The following is a 16905-nucleotide window of genomic DNA, read 5'->3' as shown; positions in this document are numbered from 1 at the left end:
CTAGCCGGCCGGGGTCCATTGCCAGTTCAGCACCTCGGGCAAGTCTTCGCCGTGTTCGATCAGGTACAGCTTGTGTTTCTCCATCATCGCCCAGTAGCGCGCCTGCGCGGTGTGACGTTGCTCGTGCAGCCGGGGCACGCGCTCGATGACGTCCAACGCCAACCGGTAGCGATCCAGGTTGTTGATCACCGCCATATCGAACGGGGTGGTGGTGGCGCCCTCCTCGATGAAGCCGCGCACATGGAAGTTGTCGTGATTGGTGCGTTTGTACAACAGCCGGTGCACCAGCGCCGGGTAGCCGTGGAAGGCAAAAATCACCGGTTTGTCGGTGGTGAACAACTCATCGAAGGCGGCATCCGCCAGGCCATGGGGATGCTGCGATGACGACTGCAGCACCATCAGGTCCACCACATTGATGACCCTGACCCGCAGATCCGGCACGTATTCGCGCAGCAATGTCACGGCGGCCAGGGTTTCCAGGGTCGGTACGTCGCCGGCGCAGGCCATGACCACGTCCGGCTCCTGATCATCGCGGCAGGCCCAGTCCCAGCGGCCGATGCCCGCCAGGCAATGACGCACGGCCGCGTCGATATCCAGCCACTGCCACTCCGGCTGCTTGCCCACCACGATGACATTGATGTAATTGCGGCTACGCAGGCAGTGATCCGCCACCGACAGCAGGCAGTTGGCATCCGGCGGCAGGTAGATGCGCGCCACGTCGGACTTCTTGTTCGCCACCAGGTCGATGAAGCCGGGGTCTTGATGAGAGAACCCGTTGTGGTCCTGGCGCCAGACATGGGACGTCAGCAGCAGGTTGAGCGACGCCAGCGGCTTGCGCCAGGGCACGTCGGCCGCAGTTTTCAGCCACTTGGCATGCTGGTTGACCATCGAATCGACGATATGGATGAACGCTTCGTAACACGACAGCAGGCCATGACGCCCGGTGAGCAGGTAGCCTTCGAGCCAGCCCTCACACACGTGTTCGCTGAGAATCTCCATGACCCGGCCATCCGCCGCCAGGTTCACGTCGTCGGCCTCCAACGGGTCCATCCACGCTTTGGCGCTGACCTCGTACACGGCGTCCAGGCGATTGGAGGCGGTTTCATCCGGGCCCAACAGGCGGAAGTTGGCAGCGCCCTGTGCGTTTTTCATCACGTCGCGCAAAAAGCTGCCCAATACCCGGGTCGCCTCGGCACGCAGGCAACCGGGGGCCGGCAGGGCTACCGCGTAGTCGGTAAAGCGTGGCAAGTCGAGCGTGCGTAATACCAGCCCGCCGTTGGCGTGCGGGTTGGCGCTCATGCGGCGGTGCCCGGTGGGCGCCAGCGCAGCGATTTCCGGGAGCAAGGCACCGTCGGCATCGAACAGTTCGTCGGGACGGTAGCTGTTCAGCCATTCCGCCAGCTGCTGCACATGCCCCGGCGCCTGAAAGTTGGCCAACGGCACTTGGTGGGCACGCCAGGTGCCTTCGACCCGACAGCCATCGACAAATTTCGGCCCGGTCCAGCCCTTGGGCGTGCGCAATACCAGCACCGGCCACAGCTGGCGCTCCGGCGTCTCGGCCCGCCGGGGCTGGCGCGCCGCGTGCTGAATCTCGCGGATTTTCAGCAGCATGGTGTGAAGGGTGCGGGCAAGCTCCTGATGCACCTGCGCCGGGTCATCGCCTTCGACGAAGTACGCATCGTAACCATAGCCATACAACAGCGCCGACAGTTCATCTTCGCTGATCCTGGACAGGACCGTGGGGTTGGCGATCTTGTAGCCGTTGAGGTGCAGGATCGGCAGCACTGCCCCATCGCGCGCGGGGTTGATGAATTTGTTGGAGTGCCAGCTGGCGGCCAGCGGGCCGGTTTCGGCCTCGCCGTCGCCGATCACGCAGGCGACGATCAGGTCCGGGTTATCGAAGACCGCGCCGTAGGCGTGCGCCAGGCAATAACCCAGCTCGCCGCCTTCATGGATCGAGCCTGGGATTTGCGCCGAAACGTGGCTGGAAATCCCATAGGGCCAGGAAAACTGCCGAAACAGCCGCAGCAGGCCATTGGCATTGCGCTCCACCGAGGGATAACACTCGGTGTAGGTGCCTTCCAGGTAGGTCTGCGCGACCACCGCCGGCCCGCCATGCCCGGGGCCGGCGACAAAGAGCATGTTCAAGTCGTACTGGTTGATCAGCCGATTGAGGTGCGTATAGAGCAGATTCAGCCCCGGCGTGGTGCCCCAATGCCCCAACAGGCGCGGTTTGATGTGCGCCAGGGTCAAGGGTGTCTTTAACAACGGGTTGCTCTTGAGGTAGATCTGCCCAACCGCCAGGTAATTGGACGCCCGCCAATACGCGTCCAGCCCTTCCAGCTCCTCTGCACTCAAAAAATCGCTCATACACCCCTCCGTCAAGGCTCGACCCGTGGATTGTCGTTCGTCGATTCTGGGTGCCTCAACTGCGCGAGGCTTGATGTATATCAAGTCTTAAAGCCGGCGCTGAAGCTCAATTGAAACAGGAACTCGGGATATTGAGCAAAAGCGCTGGCAGCGCATTTTCCTCGTTCTCTCTATCACTCAGGCACATGCCTGGACGGAGCGCATGCATGAATGCCCATCACCTGCGTTTAGTCGGTCGCTCGACGGTGCTACCGCACACCTCCTGCCCCAGACCGGTAATCCCCCCCAAAACGGCATGTTCCGGTTGCGGCGTGTCGGCATGCAGCTTGCCGATCGGTCTCGATAGTCCGGACGTGTCCCACTTGGATGCGTTGGTGGTGCAACGCTTCAAGGTCAAAAAAGGCGCAGCTTTATTCCGTACCGGCGACCCCTTGCGTTCGCTGTATACGGTTCGCACCGGCTCGTTCAAGACCGGCATCGTGTCTGTCGATGGCCGTGAACAAGTGACCGGCTTTCAACTCTCCGGCGATATGCTCGGCCTGGACGCCATCAGTGACGATGCACACGCCTGCACGGCGGTCGCCCTTGAGGACAGTGAGGTCTGCCCCATCCACTTCGCCCATCTGGAGAGCCTGGCGCGCAACCTTCCGTCGCTGCAGCACAACCTCACGCGGCTGCTGAGCCGTGAAATCGTGCAGGATCACACCCTGCTGATGTTGATGGGCAACATGAGCTCGGATGAACGCCTGGCCGCGTTCCTGCTGAACCTGTCGCAACGCTTCAGCTCACGCGGGTATTCGGCCAGGCACTTTGTGCTGAAAATGCGCCGTGAGGAAATCGGCTCCTACCTGGGCTTGCGCCTGGAAACCATCTGCCGCGGCATCGCGCACCTGCGCGACCAGGGGTTGGCGCAGATCGTCGGCCGCAACGTCACGATCCTGGACCTGGAAGGTCTCAAGCGTCTGGTCGCGGGCTGCCGCCGACCGATCTAGCATTACCGCCCGAACACCTGGAGATTCGTCATGCGTGCGATGGTTCTGCACACCCCCGGCCAGCCGCTGCAACTGGAGCAGCGCCCGATCCCGACACCCGGAAGCGGGCAGCTGTTGATCAAGGTCCTGGCCTGTGGCGTGTGCCGTACCGACCTGCACCTGGTCGATGGCGAGTTGCCGCAAGCGCAACTGCCACGGGTGCCAGGCCATGAAATCGTCGGTGAAGTGACGGCCGTGGGCGCCGCGGTCGGGGCTGACTGGATCGGCCGCCGCGTCGGGGTGCCGTGGCTCGGCTGGACCTGCGGCGAGTGCGCTTTCTGTCGATCGGGCCGGGAAAACCTCTGCGATCAGGCGCTGTTCACCGGCTGCAATCTGGACGGCGGCTACGCTGAATACACGGTGGCGGACGAACGCTTCTGCCTGCCGATTCCCGACACACTCTCGGACGTTCAAGCCGCGCCCCTGTTGTGTGCCGGCCTGATCGGCTTTCGCGCCTTGCAAATGGCCGCCGACGCCGCCCACCTGGGGCTTTACGGCTTCGGTGCGGCCGCCCATCTGGCGATCCAGGTGGCGCTGGGCCGCGGGCAACAGGTGTACGCGTTCACCCGCCCGGGTGACAGCGCAGGCCAGGCCTATGCACGCTCATTGGGCGCTGTGTGGGCAGGGCCTTCGGACCAACTGCCGCCGCACCTGCTGGATGCCAGCCTGATATTCGCCCCGGTCGGAGCGCTTGTACCGCTGGCATTGGCCGCCACCGTCAAGGGCGGCTGTGTGATTTGCGCCGGGATTCACATGAGCGATATTCCGGCCTTCCCCTATCGACTGCTATGGGGCGAACGCAGCGTGCGTTCAGTGGCGAACCTGACCCGACAGGACGGCACGGCGTTCTTTCAAACCGTGCAGCACACGCCGGTCCACTGCGACATCACCCGCTTCGCCCTGGAAGACGCCAATCAGGCACTCGCGCACCTGCGCAGCGGGCAGTTCAACGGCGCGATCGTGCTGACCCCATAACACGCAGCAGCGGCTATTTGCGGGTCGCGCTGGTCAGCATATGGATCGCTCTTTCGTTGGCTTCGTCAGCGGTGCGCTGGGCCTGGTTGGCCAGCGCCATCGCCTGCTCCGCCTTGAGGTAGGCTTCGTCAGCGCGCAGGCGCGCCGTGGCGGCATTGTTTTCCGCGGAGTCCAGGCGAGCCTCAAGCTCCTTGACATGTTGACTGCACCCGGCGGACGTTGCCAATACCAGCGCCAACAGTGAAACGGACAGGTAGCGGTTCATGGTGTTTCCCCTCGATTCATCGCGGTAAGAAATCAACAACGCACATTTTCAGTATCCGGCGTGAGCCCGCCGAGCCTCTGACCTTTGTCAATAAAGGATCAGCGGCCGGGCTAGCCCTTGACGTCGCTTCCCGGCTGGCGGATCGCTAAAATGCTGCCCGGCACCGAATACAGCGCCCGTTCGGTGTTGCTGCCGATCAGTCGGTCGAGCCCGACCCGGTGAGCAGTCCCCATGACCACCACGTCGGCCTGGAATTGCTCGACAAACTCCTGAATCACCGGCACTGGCTGGCCCATGACAAAGTGCCGTCTTTCCGGCGGTACGCCATAACGGTCGGCCAAGGTCACGAACGCCTGGTGCAACGACTGGCGCAGCTCTTCGGCGAAGTCCACGTTCCAACCGCCCATGGCCATCGGCGCATCACCGTTGAATGCCGGTGACAGGTCATAGGCGTACAACAGATGCAGCGGCGCATCGCATTGCAGGGCCATGGAGTAGGCGCACTGAATGATGGTGTCGTTCAGACCGCTGATCTGCGTGCCGGGCTCGAACGGATCGACGGCCGCCACTACGCGATGGGGCAAACCGTAGCGCGCCTGACTCACCAGATGCAGGGGGGTCGGGCACTCGCGCAGCAGGTGGCAATCGAGCGGGGTGATGAATATGCGCTTGAGAACCGGCTCCAGCTTCACGTCCTTGATCACCAGGTCCGGGTTCAGATCGGCGATCGTGCGCAGGATCTCCAGCACAGGGTGGGTGGTGAAGAGCAATTCAACCGTCACCTTCAGCCCGTTACCGCCCAGGCGCTGGACTTCGTCGATCAGCCAATCGCGATAGCGGTGCAGGTAGTCCTGAAAAGCCGACTCATCGACGTGTTCTTCCCACAAATGAATGATCGGCGCAGGTTCGATAAACGCCCTGATATCGAGCGCCGCGCCGCTGGCCTTGGCCAGGGCCACCGCGCGCAGCAGCGCCGGGGAGTGATACAACGAACGGTCGGTGATCAGCAACAGACGTTGATATTGGCTCATTTCGCACCTCGTCGGGCACCGGTTGGTCCTGGCGCCAGGTTCAATCCTTCATCAACTGCGCGTCGGTTTGATCGCCCACATGCTGCACGGCGCGTGGTGCAGCAGGCTTTCGGCGGTAGTGCCCAACAGCTTGTTCAAGCCCCAGTGCTGCACGGTGCCCATGACGATGATGTCGATCTGGTGATCGCGGGCGAAGTCGCAAATGTTGAAGAGCGGCGTGCCCTCGATAAAGTGCCGATGCTCGACGGGAATCCCCTGGCGCTCGGCCAACGCGGCAAACGCCTCATGCTGGGCTTCATTCAACGACTCATAGAGCCCGGCGGCCAGGGGCACCGCGCCGAAGCCCATGTCCTTGGCATACACCGCGGCCCAGTCGTACACATGCAGCAACTCGAGCTGGGCCTGGCATTGCGCGGCCAGCTTGACCGCCGCTTCGACAATCTGGTCGTTGAAGATCTGGTCCTGCTCCTCGCTGCGCAACACATCGACAATCGCCAGCACCTTGCGTGGCAACGGGTGGCGCGAGTCGGTGACCAGATGCACCGGCACCGGGCAGTCGCGCAGCAGTTGCCAATCCAGCGGGGTGAAGAACACCCGTTTCAACGCTGGCTCTTCCTCGGCATCCTTGATGATCAGGGCCAGCGACATCTCGTTGACGAAATGCAGGATTTCCTCATAAGGATGATGCACCCAGACTACTTCGCTGGTGACCTCGACCCCGCGCTGGCGCATTACCTCGGCCTGCTCGGCGAGCCAGTGGCGATGGGTGTCCAGGTACCCTTCCCGGGCCCGATTGATCTGTTCGGGCGCAAACAGCCCGGCGATCGCCAGGGCCTGCAAATAGTCGAATGCCACGATATGCAACGGCAACTGCATCGCGCGCGCCAAGGCAGCTGCACGATCGAACGCCGGTGTGCGGGTCATGGACGAAGGGGCAATCAACAGTAAACGCTGAGTCTGCAACATGGGGGCACCTCGGCACGCGGCCATCTGATTCGGTGGATAGGCCTTCAGATTGAGCGTTCCGGCTCAGCGGCTACTTGATCTTTATCAGTTGGTGCCCGCAAAAGTTGATTTTCATCAACAGCCGCCAGGCCCCTTGCCCCTAGCCTGCATCAAGACTTGCAGCGTCACCGGCTCCGTCGGAGGGCACCATGATCGAAGATGAGCAGCAAGTGTTGGTGAGGGCGTTGGACGCGGCGACAAACCCGGTGCTGATCACCGAGAGATCGGGTTGCATTGTGTGGATCAACCGAGCGTTCAGCCTGTTGAGTGGCTATTCCAAGCTGGAGCTGGTCGGTAAAACCCCGCACCTTTTGTCGTCGGGACGGCAAACCACCACGTTCTATCGGGAACTGTGGATGACCATCATGGCGGGCCTGACCTGGCAGGGTGAGATGGTCGAGCGCCGCAAGGACGGCTCCAACTGTACGATCAATCAGGTCATTACCCCGGTGCTCGACCCGCAGGGCGTGGTCACGCACTTCATCGCGATCCTGCACAACTTCAAGGTGATGGACGAAGAACGTGCGCGCATGCAACAACTGGCGTTCCATGACGGACTGACCGGTTTGCCCAACCGCAGCCTGTTTCTGAGCCTGCTCAATCAAGCGATGAGTCATGCCACCCAGCAGCAACAGCCGCTGGCGTTGATGTTTATCGACCTGGACCGTTTCAAAGCGGTCAACGACACCCATGGGCATGCATGCGGCGACAAATTGCTGGTGGCGGTGGCCGAACGCCTCAGCCAGTCGGTGCGCAGGTCCGATGTCGTCGGCCGTTTGAGCGGCGACGAGTTTGCGATCCTGGTGACCGGCATGGACCACGCCAGGCAGGTCGAGGTGTTGGCCGATAAATTGATCGGCGCAATCAACCAGCCGTTCATGATCGATGCCCACCGCCTGAACACACACATCAGCGTCGGCATCAGCCTGTATCCATGGGACGGGGCAAGCGTCGAGCAACTGCTCGCACGGGCCGACGACGCGATGTACCAGGCTAAACGACGCGGTGGCAGCGCCTGTCATTTCAACCTGCTTAGCCAGCCTGCCGACTGAACGGCGCACACCTCGCGCCCACCGTATGTGCGGTGGGCATAGCCCATTCTCAAACGTCATAATCCTGGGTTTTGTGGCGTGGTAATCTCTTACGACTATGAATAGGCATTGATCGTCAGTCGACAATGACCAGAACCAGGAAAGATCATGCCCAAAGTGTCCCACTCAGCCCTGCGTCGTAATTTCCGTGAACTGCTTGCTACGCCACTGTGCGTTGAGACGGCCTCTGTGTTCGACCCGATGTCGGCGCGTATCGCCGCCGACCTGGGCTTCGAGGTCGGCATTCTGGGGGGCTCGGTCGCTTCGCTGCAGGTACTGGCGGCACCCGATTTTGCGTTGATCACCTTGAGTGAGTTCGCTGAACAGGCCACCCGGATCGGCCGCGTTGCGCAGTTGCCGGTGATTGCCGATGCCGACCACGGCTATGGCAATGCCCTGAATGTCATGCGTACCGTCGCGGAGCTGGAACGCGCAGGCGTTGCGGCACTGACGATTGAAGACACGCTGTTGCCGGCACAGTTCGGGCGCAAATCGACCGATCTGATTTCCATCGAGGAAGGCATCGGCAAAGTCAGGGCCGCCCTTGAAGCACGGGTCGACCCCGAGCTGTCCATCATCGCCCGCACTAACGCGAAGGTGTTGCCGACCGAGGCCGTGATCGAACGCACCCTGGCCTATGAAAAAGCCGGTGCCGATGGGATCTGCATGGTGGGTGTCAGCGACTTCGAGCACCTTGAGCAGATTGCGCAACAACTCACGGTGCCCTTGATGCTGGTGACCTACGGCAACCCGAAACTCAATGACAGCCAGCGCCTGGCAAGCCTGGGAGTACGCATCGTGGTGGCCGGCCACGGCGCCTACTTCGCGGCGATCAAGGCCACCTACGACAGCCTGCGCGCCCAACGTCAGCTCACCCACAGCACCTCGAACCTCAGTGCCACCGAGCTTACTCACACCTACACCCTGCCGGAGAGCTACGTGGCCTGGGCCAAAGAGTTCATGGATGTAGAGGAGTGAGACTGACCCCGGGTGCGCGTCTAGCCGACCCAGCCGACAGCGGTTTTCGGAACCACCTCCGACTCATCCAGCTTTGACGCAAACATGCTCACGGCTTGCACCGCATCGCTGGTGCTGGTGCGGATCTGCAGAATCACCGAACCCGCCTGGTCGGCCAGGCTGACGCCACGTTGCGCGCCTTCCTGGGTCGCGCTCATGCTGGCGACCGCGTCACGGGTTTCCGACAGAATCAGGCCGATCATCTCGGCAATCTCGGCAGTCGAACGGCTGGTGCGCCCCGCCAGTTGCCTGACCTCATCGGCCACCACCGCAAAACCACGGCCCTGATCGCCCGCGCGCGCGGCCTCGATGGCGGCGTTGAGCGCCAGCAGGTTGGTCTGGTCGGCAATACCGCGAATGGTATTGACGATCGCAGTGATCTGCTCGGAACGATCGCCCAGTTGCCCCACCAGACGTGCGGAGGCGCCGATGTTTTCGGCAATGCGGCGCATTTCACTGGCGGTTTCGTGGATCACCTGGGTGCCATGTTCGGCGAATCGCTCGGTTTCCGAGGAAATATGGTAAGCGCGGGAAGCACCGCGTGAATCCTCCTCGAACTTCTCGACGCGCTCGCTGATGTCGCTGGCGAACTTGACGATTTTGATCAGCTTGCCGTCGCCGTCATACACCGGGTTGTAACTCGCTTCCAGCCACACCACGCGGCCGTGCTTGCCGATACGCTTGAATTGCCCGGTGAAGAATTCACCATTGTTCAAGCGCCGCCAGAAGTCGGCGTACTCAGGGCTGTTGACCTGGGTCGGTTCGCAAAACATACGGTGATGTTTGCCTTTGAGTTCCGTCAGTGAATACCCCATGACCGCGAGGAAATTCTCGTTGGCATCGAGCACTTGCCCGTTCAAGTCGAACTCGATCACGGCCATCGCCCGGTCCAGCGCAGCCAGCTTGCTGCGGGTCGCCGCCTCCTGCTCCACTTTGCGCGTGACGTCGAGGGCGTACTTGACCACTTTCACGACCTGGCCACGCTCATCCAGCACCGGGTTGTAGCTGGCCTCCAGCCAGATGATCTTGCCGTGGGCGTCCACGCGCTTGAATGTGCCCGAGACGAACTTGCCGGCCCTGAGTTCCTGCCAGAACTCGGCATAGGCAGGGCTGCTGGTCAGCGCCGACGGGCAAAAATCACGGTGGGTCTTGCCGGCCAATTGAGCGCTGCTGTAACCCAGGGTTTTCATAAAGTTGTCATTGGCGCGCAACACCTTGCCATTGAGGTCGAATTCGACCACGGCCATGGAGCGCTCAAGCGCGGCAATCAATCCTTGGTATTCAGCGACTTCGGCCCTCCTGGCCGCCAGTTCTGTTTTTAGTGTGTGATTGAACATGACGTAGCCTCAGCCGTGCGTGGAATCGGGGGTTATCTCCTGCGCTATCGGCCAATAAATACCGGACTTGACCGATGAAAAATAAATATCATTTGACGTCAAATACCCGTCGCTCGCCACGCCTGCAACGCCGAAGAGTACTGATCCTCGCGCCCCCTGTGTTTAAATTGGCGGCCCTTTTCCCTGCCAAGAGAACGTCATGGCCAACCACGACCTGTCCTTCACCCCTGATCCGGATGCCGACTCGATTTCCTCCGACGTGATCGGCTTCAACGGCATCCTGGTCTCCACCCAGATCCCGACCCGCGCCGACGGTAGCCTGGAACTGGGCGACATCACCGCGCAAAGCGAATGCACCCTGCAAGCCCTGAAAGTCGCCCTTGAACGCGCCGGCAGTTCCATGGACCGGGTGATGCACCTGACCATCTACCTGACCGACATGGCCGACCGCGCGGCGTTCAACGAGGTCTACAAGCGCTTCTTCGCCAAGCCGTGGCCGGTGCGTGCCGCAGTTGGCGTGGCGGCCCTGGCGGTGGAAGGCATGCGCGTGGAAGTCACCGCGATGGCCGCCAAGGCCTGAACCCGCGTCGATTGAAACACCCGTCATTGGCCTGGCACCTTGCAGGCCAAGCCCGCCGGCGGCCCTGCGGTAGGTGCCGGTCAGGCGTTTCACGGCTACAATGCGCGCCTCGACCGTGACAAGCCTGACTAAAAAAATTATGTCCTTGCCCAAGCATCACCTGGAATTGCTCAGCCCTGCCCGCGATGTCGCCATCGCGCGCGAGGCCATCCTGCATGGCGCCGACGCCATCTACATCGGCGGCCCAAGCTTCGGCGCCCGCCACAACGCCTGCAACGAGGTCAGCGATATCGCGCAGTTGGTCGAATTCGCCCGGCGCTACCACGCCCGCGTCTTCACCACCCTCAACACCATCTTGCATGACAACGAACTGGAACCGGCGCGCAAGCTGATCCATCAGCTCTACGACGCTGGCGTCGACGCGTTGATCGTGCAAGACCTGGGCGTGATGGAGCTGGATATCCCGCCGATCGAGCTGCACGCCAGCACCCAGACCGACATCCGCACCCTGGGCCGCGCCAAGTTTCTCGACCAGGCAGGCTTCTCGCAGCTGGTATTGGCCCGCGAGCTGAACCTGCAGGAAATCCGCGCCATTGCCGATGAAACCGATGCCGCTATCGAGTTCTTCATCCACGGCGCCCTGTGCGTGGCGTTCTCCGGGCAGTGCAATATCTCCCACGCGCAGAACGGCCGCAGCGCCAACCGCGGCGACTGTTCCCAGGCGTGCCGCCTGCCGTACACCCTCAAAGACGATCAAGGCCGCGTCGTCGCCTTTGAAAAGCACCTGCTGTCGATGAAAGACAACAACCAGAGCGCCAACCTGCGCGCCCTGGTCGATGCCGGTGTTCGCTCGTTCAAGATCGAAGGGCGCTACAAGGACATGGGCTATGTGAAGAACATCACCGCCTATTACCGCCAGCGCCTCGACGAGATCCTCGAAGACCGCCCCGACCTGGCCCGCGCTTCCAGCGGCCGGACCGCGCATTTCTTCCTGCCCGACCCGGAAAAGACCTTCCACCGGGGCAGCACCGACTATTTCGTCAGCGACCGCAAGATCGACATCGGCGCCTTCGACACCCCGACCTTCACCGGCCTGCCGGTGGGCGTGGTGGAAAAAGCCGGCAAACGCGACCTGCAAGTGATCACCCATGAGCCGCTGTCCAACGGCGACGGCCTGAATGTGCTGGTCAAGCGTGAAGTGGTGGGTTTCCGCGCCAATATCGCCGAGGCCAAGGGCGAGTTCGAGGAAGACGGCGAGAAGCGCTACCGCTATCGCGTCGAGCCGAACGAAATGCCGGCCGGCCTGCATCAGTTGCGCCCCAACCACCCGCTGAACCGCAACCTCGACCACAACTGGCAACAGGCGCTGCTCAAAACCTCCGCCGAGCGCCGGATCGGCCTGTCGTGGGTCGCCCGACTGCGCGAAGAGCGCCTGGAACTGAACGCCACCAGCGAAGAAGGCATCACCGCCAGCGTCGCCCTGCCCGGCCCGTTCGGCGCGGCCAACAAGCCGGAACAGGCGCTGGACACCCTGCGTGACCTGCTCGGCCAACTGGGCACCACCGAATACCACGCCACCGCCATCGAGCTGGATGCGCCGCAGGCGTTCTTCATCCCCAACTCGCAGCTCAAGGCCGCGCGCCGTGAAGTGATCGAAGCGCTGACAGCGGCGCGCATCGACGCTCACCCGCGTGGTGGGCGCAAGGCCGAAACCAGCCCGCCGCCGGTGTACCCGGAAGCGCACCTGTCGTTCCTGGCCAACGTGTATAACCAGAAGGCCCGGGATTTCTACCACCGCCACGGCGTGAAACTGATCGACGCGGCCTTCGAAGCCCACGAAGAAACCGGTGAAGTGCCGGTGATGATCACCAAGCACTGCCTGCGTTTCTCGTTCAACCTCTGCCCCAAACAGGCCAAGGGCGTGACGGGGGTGAAGACCAAGGTTGCGCCGATGCAGTTGATCCATGGCGATGAAGTGCTGACCCTGAAATTCGACTGCAAGCCTTGCGAAATGCATGTGGTGGGCAAGATCAAGGGGCACATCCTCGGGTTGCCGCAGCCAGGCAGCGTGGTCGGCTACATCAGCCCGGACGATCTGCTCAAGACCATCCCGCGCGCGCCGCATTGATCGAACCGCGGGCGCGCTGCAACGGCGCGCCCGCTCTCGATCACTGCACTTGCACCACAGCTTTGGGGCGCCACCACCAGCCCCTTTGCAACCCGGCGGCAGCCAACAGAATCGCCGCGACACCCAGCCATTGCAGCCAACCCAGGCGATGCCCGAAGGCAATCCAGTCGACCAGAATCGCCGCAATCGGGTAGATAAACGACAACGCGCCGGTGATGGCCGTCGGCAACTTCTGGATCGCCCCGTACAGCAACACATACATCAAACCGGTGTGTACCACCCCGAGCGTCAACAAGGCCGCCCAGGCGTTGTGCGCCACCGGCAGACTGTGCCACGGCACCAGCGGCGCCAGTAACAACGCACCGGTCGTGACCTGGATCAGCGCGATCAAATGCGGCGGTACTGCCTTCAGGCGCTTGATGATCAGCGCGGCAAGCGCATACAGAAACGCCGCGCCGAGGGCCAGGGCGATACCGGCCAGGTAATCGTCGCCGGTTGGCTGATTGCCATGGGCGCTGACAATCGCCAGCATCCCGAGGAATGCCACACTCAGCCACGCCAGCTTCGGCACGCTGAGCTTTTCACCGAGAAACAGCGCCGCCAGCATCACCAACATGAACGGCTGCACGTTGTACACCGCAGTGCTGATGGCGATGGACGCGCGGGAATACGATTCGAACAGCAGCAACCAGTTGCCGACAATGGCCACTCCGCTGAGCATCGCCAGGCCGAGCCCGGCCCAACTGAGCAAGTCCCGGCGCAGATACCCGAGCAGCGCGCACACCAGCAATAATGTCAGCGCCCCGATCACGCAGCGCCAGAACACCACTTCGAGCACCGATACGCCCGACACCAGTACAAACCAGCCAATGGTGCCCGAGATCAGCATGGCGGCGACCATTTCCCACGACCCGCGACGGATGGATGTATCCATGATTGAGACTCCTCAAGTGAGGCTCAATTATGGCAAGCTGGTTCGCCGCGGCTCCAGCGCCTAAAAAAGGCGAAAAGCCTCAATGACCTTTATTTATTAGGCGCACACCATGATCGACACCATCGACCAACAACTGATCGGCGCTTTGATGGACGACTCCCGGCTGTCCCTCAAGGCCCTGGCCGGCATCACCGGCCTGTCCTCGCCCAGCGTCGGCGAACGCCTGCGCCGCCTGGAAGAGCGCGGCGTGCTGACCCACTACACGGTCGACATCGACCCCAAACACTTCGGCTACCTGCTGCAAGCCATCGTGCGTATCCGTCCCCTGCCCGGCCAATTGCAGGAAGTGGAGCGGCAGATCCAGGCCATCCCCGAATTCACCGAATGCGACAAAGTCACCGGCGAGGACTGCTTCATCGCACGCCTGCATGTACGCACCATGGACCACCTCGACAGCCTGCTGGATCGACTCAACGCCTATGCCGAGACCAACACCGCCATCGTCAAGAAAACCCCAGTGAAGCGGCGCCTGCCACCGCTGGCTGACTAACACCGACAAACCTTAGGTGGGGATAGCAGTGGTTCAGGCACTTATGCGGTGACTGACACTCCGCTATCGGGAGCAAACTCCCTCCCACAGGGCCGGATCAAGTCAGTCGTGCAGAGCCTTGGCCGCGCCCAACAGCCCCTGAAACTTGCGATAACGCGCCTCCAGCACCGGCTGTTGCGCCACGTCCGGTACATACCGCGCCTTGACCGGCATGCCCGCCGCGAGCAACGCCGCGCCCTGCCCGATGGCCAAAAAGCCCAACTTCGCCGCGCCGATGCACGCGCTCAGTTCACTGCCGTGCAGCGTGAAGATTTCCCGCTGCAGAATGTTGGTCAGCAACTGCGCCCAATACTCACTGCGCGCGCCGCCACCCACCAGCGCACAGGCGGTGACGTCGGCGCCGCTCGATTGCACCGCGCGCAACGCGTCGAGCAGGCCAAAACCCACACCTTCCATCACCGCATACCCCAGCATCGCCGGGGTGCAGTCGTGGCCCAGGTTCATAAAGCCGCCGCGTAATAAAGGGTCGTTATGCGGGGTGCGTTCGCCGGCCAGGTACGGCAGGAACAACGGCGTATCCAGCGGCACCGATTGGCCGATGGGCAACTGGGCCTGGACCTGATCCAACAGCGCCTGTTCATCCGGCATGCCCGTCAGGCGCGTGACCCAGCGCAAACAACTGGCGCCGGCCAGCATCGCGCCCATGGTGTACCAACGGTCGGGCAGCGCATGGCAGAAGCTGTGTACCGCGCTGGCCGGGTTGCCCGCCGCATGGTCGGTGATCGCGACAATCGCCGCGCTGGTGCCCAACGTGATGAAACCGTCGCCGGCATTGATCGCGCCGATGCCGACCGCCGCAACCGGGTTGTCGCCACCGCCGCCGGCAATCACCACCTCGGCGCGCAAACCCAGCTCGCGGGCGGTCAGACACGCGCTTGCCGCACCGCCCTCCACCAGCCTGGGCATTTGTTCCGGCGCCAGGCCGGTGGCCCGCAGCATGGGGCTGAACCATTGACGATTGGCCACGTCCAGCCACAGCGTTCCGGCCGCATCGGACATCTCGCTGACGCGCTCCCCACTCAAGCGCAGGCGCAGGTAATCCTTGGGCGACAACACGCAATCGATGGCCTTGAACACTTCGGGCTCATGCCGTTGCAGCCAGAGCAGTTTCGGCGCGGTCAAGCCGGCCATGGGCAAGCTGCCGGTGACGTCGGCAAACCCTGGGCCGAGCTGTGCCGCTTCGGCCACCGCGCGCGAGTCGTCCCACAGAATCGCCGGGTATAACACGCGGTTGTCATCCCCCAGCAATACCGCGCCGTGCATTTGCCCAGACAGGCCGATGCACGCCACACCGGCAAACGATTCATGAGCGCGCAACACATCCAGCGCCTGCAAACAGGCTTGCCACCAGTCTTGCGGCGCCTGTTCGGACCAGCCGGGGTGCCGGCGCGAGACGCTCAAGCGCACGCCGGCCTGAGCCAGCACCGCGCCGCTGGCGTCCATCAGGATGGCTTTGAGTTCCGAGGTGCCCAGGTCGATGCCGAGGGAAACAGCAGTGTTCATACGCGTGTCATTCCAATCAATCACAGCCACAGGAGTTACGTATTTGCAGGTTCGGCTCCAGACGCACACTGCGGGTCGGCGCATCGGGTGCGGCCATGCGTTGCAGTAACAGGTTGACCGCACGAGCGCCGAGCGCCTGGACCGGCTGGGCGATCAATGTCAGGCGCGGCACAAAGAAATCCGCCCAATCAAAATCATCGAAGCCCACCAGCGCCATCTGCGCCGGCACTTCGATATGTGCATCGCGCAAGGCCTGCATGGCGCCGAGGGTCATCAGGTTGTTGCCGGCCATGATCGCGGTCGGCGGCGCAGCCAGGCCCAGTAACTGCACCGTGGCCTGGCGTGCCGGTTCGGTGTTGGAGCCGCCGTTGACCAGCAGTTGCGGATCGAACGCCAGCCCCGCGGCCGCCAATGCCGCGCGGTAACCGGCCACCCGTTCATCCGTGGTGCTGAACCCCAGGCGCCCGGCGATGAAGCCGATTCGGCGATGCCCATGGGCGATCAGGTGGGCAATCAGCGCCTGGGTGGGCTGGGTATTCGCCACCCCGACCTGATCGAATTGTTCACTCATCATCCGGTCCACCAGCACCGCCGGAATCTCGCTGGCCCGCAGATACTCCAGGGCCAGCGAACCGTTCGAGGGCGCCAATACAATGCCGTCGACGCGCCGGTGATGCAGCGCCGTGACCACCCGCAGCTCCTGCTCCGGGTCGTCGTGGGTATCGACGAACAGCATCATGTAGCCGTGCTTGGCACACTCGGTTTCGATCGCGTGTACGGTTTCGCTGAAGTAATGATTGGACAGCGCCGAGATCGCCACGCCGATGGTGTTGGTGCTCGAACGCGCCAGCGAACGCGCCAGGGTGTTGGGGATATAACCCAGTTCCTGGATCGCGCGCTGCACCGCTTGCACCGTGGCCGGGCTGACCTTGCGGGTGCCGTTCAACACATGGGACACCGTTGACGTCGACACCCCCGCTCTGCTTGCGACGTCATCCATGGTGACCACGGCGCTGTCCCCCCTCAAT

General features: G+C 62.7%; 14 protein-coding genes and 2 pseudogenes. 7 read left to right on the top strand and 9 right to left on the bottom strand.

The window, feature by feature from the left end; all coding sequences use genetic code 11:
• The gene (locus JN756_RS15240; protein WP_201022229.1) at positions 1-2370 is read right to left on the bottom strand and encodes a phosphoketolase family protein; all 2370 of its coding nucleotides are present in this window, start codon (positions 2368-2370) and stop codon (positions 1-3) included.
• A 362-nt stretch (positions 2371-2732) separates the two neighbouring features.
• Between JN756_RS15240 and JN756_RS15235 the strand changes: the two genes are divergently transcribed.
• Positions 2733-3362 carry a helix-turn-helix domain-containing protein gene (locus JN756_RS15235; protein ID WP_017845755.1) on the top strand — a complete coding sequence of 210 codons (630 nt, stop codon included), beginning with the start codon at positions 2733-2735 and terminating at the stop codon, positions 3360-3362.
• A gap of 30 nt (positions 3363-3392) precedes the next feature.
• Positions 3393-4376, top strand: coding sequence for a zinc-dependent alcohol dehydrogenase family protein (locus tag JN756_RS15230; RefSeq protein ID WP_102617453.1), 984 nt, complete (start codon positions 3393-3395; stop codon positions 4374-4376).
• Positions 4377-4389: 13 nt separating this feature from the next.
• Here the strand turns inward: JN756_RS15230 and JN756_RS15225 are convergent, their stop codons facing one another.
• From JN756_RS15225 to JN756_RS15215, 3 genes are all read right to left on the bottom strand, one after another.
• Positions 4390-4641 (bottom strand): Lpp/OprI family alanine-zipper lipoprotein, encoded by a 252-nt coding sequence (locus tag JN756_RS15225; RefSeq protein ID WP_017845753.1) that lies wholly within the window; start codon positions 4639-4641, stop codon positions 4390-4392.
• A 110-nt stretch (positions 4642-4751) separates the two neighbouring features.
• Positions 4752-5672 (bottom strand): universal stress protein, encoded by a 921-nt coding sequence (locus tag JN756_RS15220; RefSeq protein WP_108524062.1) that lies wholly within the window; start codon positions 5670-5672, stop codon positions 4752-4754.
• Positions 5673-5723: 51 nt separating this feature from the next.
• On the bottom strand, positions 5724-6638 hold the full coding sequence (locus tag JN756_RS15215) for a universal stress protein (protein WP_017845751.1): 915 nt from the start codon (positions 6636-6638) through the stop codon (positions 5724-5726).
• A 188-nt stretch (positions 6639-6826) separates the two neighbouring features.
• Between JN756_RS15215 and JN756_RS15210 the strand changes: the two genes are divergently transcribed.
• Positions 6827-7729: a GGDEF domain-containing protein gene (locus tag JN756_RS15210; RefSeq protein ID WP_017845750.1), complete on the top strand. Its 903-nt coding sequence runs from the start codon at positions 6827-6829 to the stop codon at positions 7727-7729.
• 147 nt (positions 7730-7876) lie between these two features.
• Positions 7877-8746, top strand: a complete 870-nt coding sequence (locus JN756_RS15205; RefSeq protein ID WP_046383376.1) for an oxaloacetate decarboxylase — start codon at positions 7877-7879, stop codon at positions 8744-8746.
• 20 nt (positions 8747-8766) lie between these two features.
• On the opposite strand, the pseudogene JN756_RS32415 reads toward JN756_RS15205, so the two are convergent.
• Both JN756_RS32415 and JN756_RS32410 read right to left on the bottom strand, forming a co-directional pair.
• Positions 8767-9243 (bottom strand): annotated as a pseudogene (locus JN756_RS32415) (methyl-accepting chemotaxis protein); the annotation flags it as partial.
• Positions 9244-9354: 111 nt separating this feature from the next.
• Positions 9355-10122 (bottom strand): annotated as a pseudogene (locus JN756_RS32410) (PAS domain-containing protein); the annotation flags it as partial.
• Between the two features lie 199 nt (positions 10123-10321).
• Between JN756_RS32410 and JN756_RS15195 the strand changes: the two are divergent.
• Positions 10322-10702: a RidA family protein gene (locus JN756_RS15195; RefSeq protein ID WP_046383374.1), complete on the top strand. Its 381-nt coding sequence runs from the start codon at positions 10322-10324 to the stop codon at positions 10700-10702.
• 139 nt (positions 10703-10841) lie between these two features.
• Complete coding sequence (locus JN756_RS15190; RefSeq protein ID WP_057004080.1) at positions 10842-12830, top strand: peptidase U32 family protein; 1989 nt, start codon at positions 10842-10844, stop codon at positions 12828-12830.
• Positions 12831-12870: 40 nt separating this feature from the next.
• On the opposite strand, the gene JN756_RS15185 is transcribed toward JN756_RS15190, so the two are convergent.
• Complete coding sequence (locus JN756_RS15185) at positions 12871-13764, bottom strand: DMT family transporter (protein ID WP_057004079.1); 894 nt, start codon at positions 13762-13764, stop codon at positions 12871-12873.
• Positions 13765-13873: 109 nt separating this feature from the next.
• Here JN756_RS15185 and JN756_RS15180 point away from each other — a divergent pair, with 109 nt between their 5' ends.
• Positions 13874-14314, top strand: coding sequence for an Lrp/AsnC family transcriptional regulator (locus JN756_RS15180; protein ID WP_201022228.1), 441 nt, complete (start codon positions 13874-13876; stop codon positions 14312-14314).
• A gap of 102 nt (positions 14315-14416) precedes the next feature.
• On the opposite strand, the gene xylB is transcribed toward JN756_RS15180, so the two are convergent.
• Together xylB and JN756_RS15170 are read right to left on the bottom strand one after the other, a co-directional pair.
• Entirely contained in the window at positions 14417-15877 is a 1461-nt protein-coding gene (gene xylB / locus JN756_RS15175) for a xylulokinase (RefSeq protein ID WP_201022227.1), read from the bottom strand.
• A 16-nt stretch (positions 15878-15893) separates the two neighbouring features.
• On the bottom strand, positions 15894-16886 hold the full coding sequence (locus tag JN756_RS15170) for a LacI family DNA-binding transcriptional regulator (protein ID WP_201022226.1): 993 nt from the start codon (positions 16884-16886) through the stop codon (positions 15894-15896).
• Positions 16887-16905: the final 19 nt, after the last annotated feature.

It is taken from the genome of Pseudomonas sp. Y39-6, from assembly GCF_023651955.1.
In the GTDB taxonomy this organism is placed as follows: domain Bacteria; phylum Pseudomonadota; class Gammaproteobacteria; order Pseudomonadales; family Pseudomonadaceae; genus Aquipseudomonas; species Aquipseudomonas veronii.
The sequence above is the reverse complement of the archived record's forward strand: the minus strand, read 5'-3'. Positions and strand labels throughout refer to the sequence as shown.

Excerpts from the sequence above, each read along its gene's own strand:
- JN756_RS15185 (WP_057004079.1), bottom strand. The coding sequence starts at position 13,764 with ATGGATACATCCATCCGTCGCGGGTCGTGGGAAATGGTCGCCGCCATG.
- JN756_RS15210 (WP_017845750.1), top strand. The coding sequence starts at position 6,827 with ATGATCGAAGATGAGCAGCAAGTGTTGGTGAGGGCGTTGGACGCGGCG.
- xylB (WP_201022227.1), bottom strand. The coding sequence starts at position 15,877 with ATGAACACTGCTGTTTCCCTCGGCATCGACCTGGGCACCTCGGAACTC.
- JN756_RS15190 (WP_057004080.1), top strand. The coding sequence starts at position 10,842 with ATGTCCTTGCCCAAGCATCACCTGGAATTGCTCAGCCCTGCCCGCGAT.
- JN756_RS15180 (WP_201022228.1), top strand. The coding sequence starts at position 13,874 with ATGATCGACACCATCGACCAACAACTGATCGGCGCTTTGATGGACGAC.
- JN756_RS15230 (WP_102617453.1), top strand. The coding sequence starts at position 3,393 with ATGCGTGCGATGGTTCTGCACACCCCCGGCCAGCCGCTGCAACTGGAG.
- JN756_RS15220 (WP_108524062.1), bottom strand. The coding sequence starts at position 5,672 with ATGAGCCAATATCAACGTCTGTTGCTGATCACCGACCGTTCGTTGTAT.
- JN756_RS15225 (WP_017845753.1), bottom strand. The coding sequence starts at position 4,641 with ATGAACCGCTACCTGTCCGTTTCACTGTTGGCGCTGGTATTGGCAACG.
- JN756_RS15240 (WP_201022229.1), bottom strand. The coding sequence starts at position 2,370 with ATGAGCGATTTTTTGAGTGCAGAGGAGCTGGAAGGGCTGGACGCGTAT.
- JN756_RS15205 (WP_046383376.1), top strand. The coding sequence starts at position 7,877 with ATGCCCAAAGTGTCCCACTCAGCCCTGCGTCGTAATTTCCGTGAACTG.
- JN756_RS15195 (WP_046383374.1), top strand. The coding sequence starts at position 10,322 with ATGGCCAACCACGACCTGTCCTTCACCCCTGATCCGGATGCCGACTCG.
- JN756_RS15215 (WP_017845751.1), bottom strand. The coding sequence starts at position 6,638 with ATGTTGCAGACTCAGCGTTTACTGTTGATTGCCCCTTCGTCCATGACC.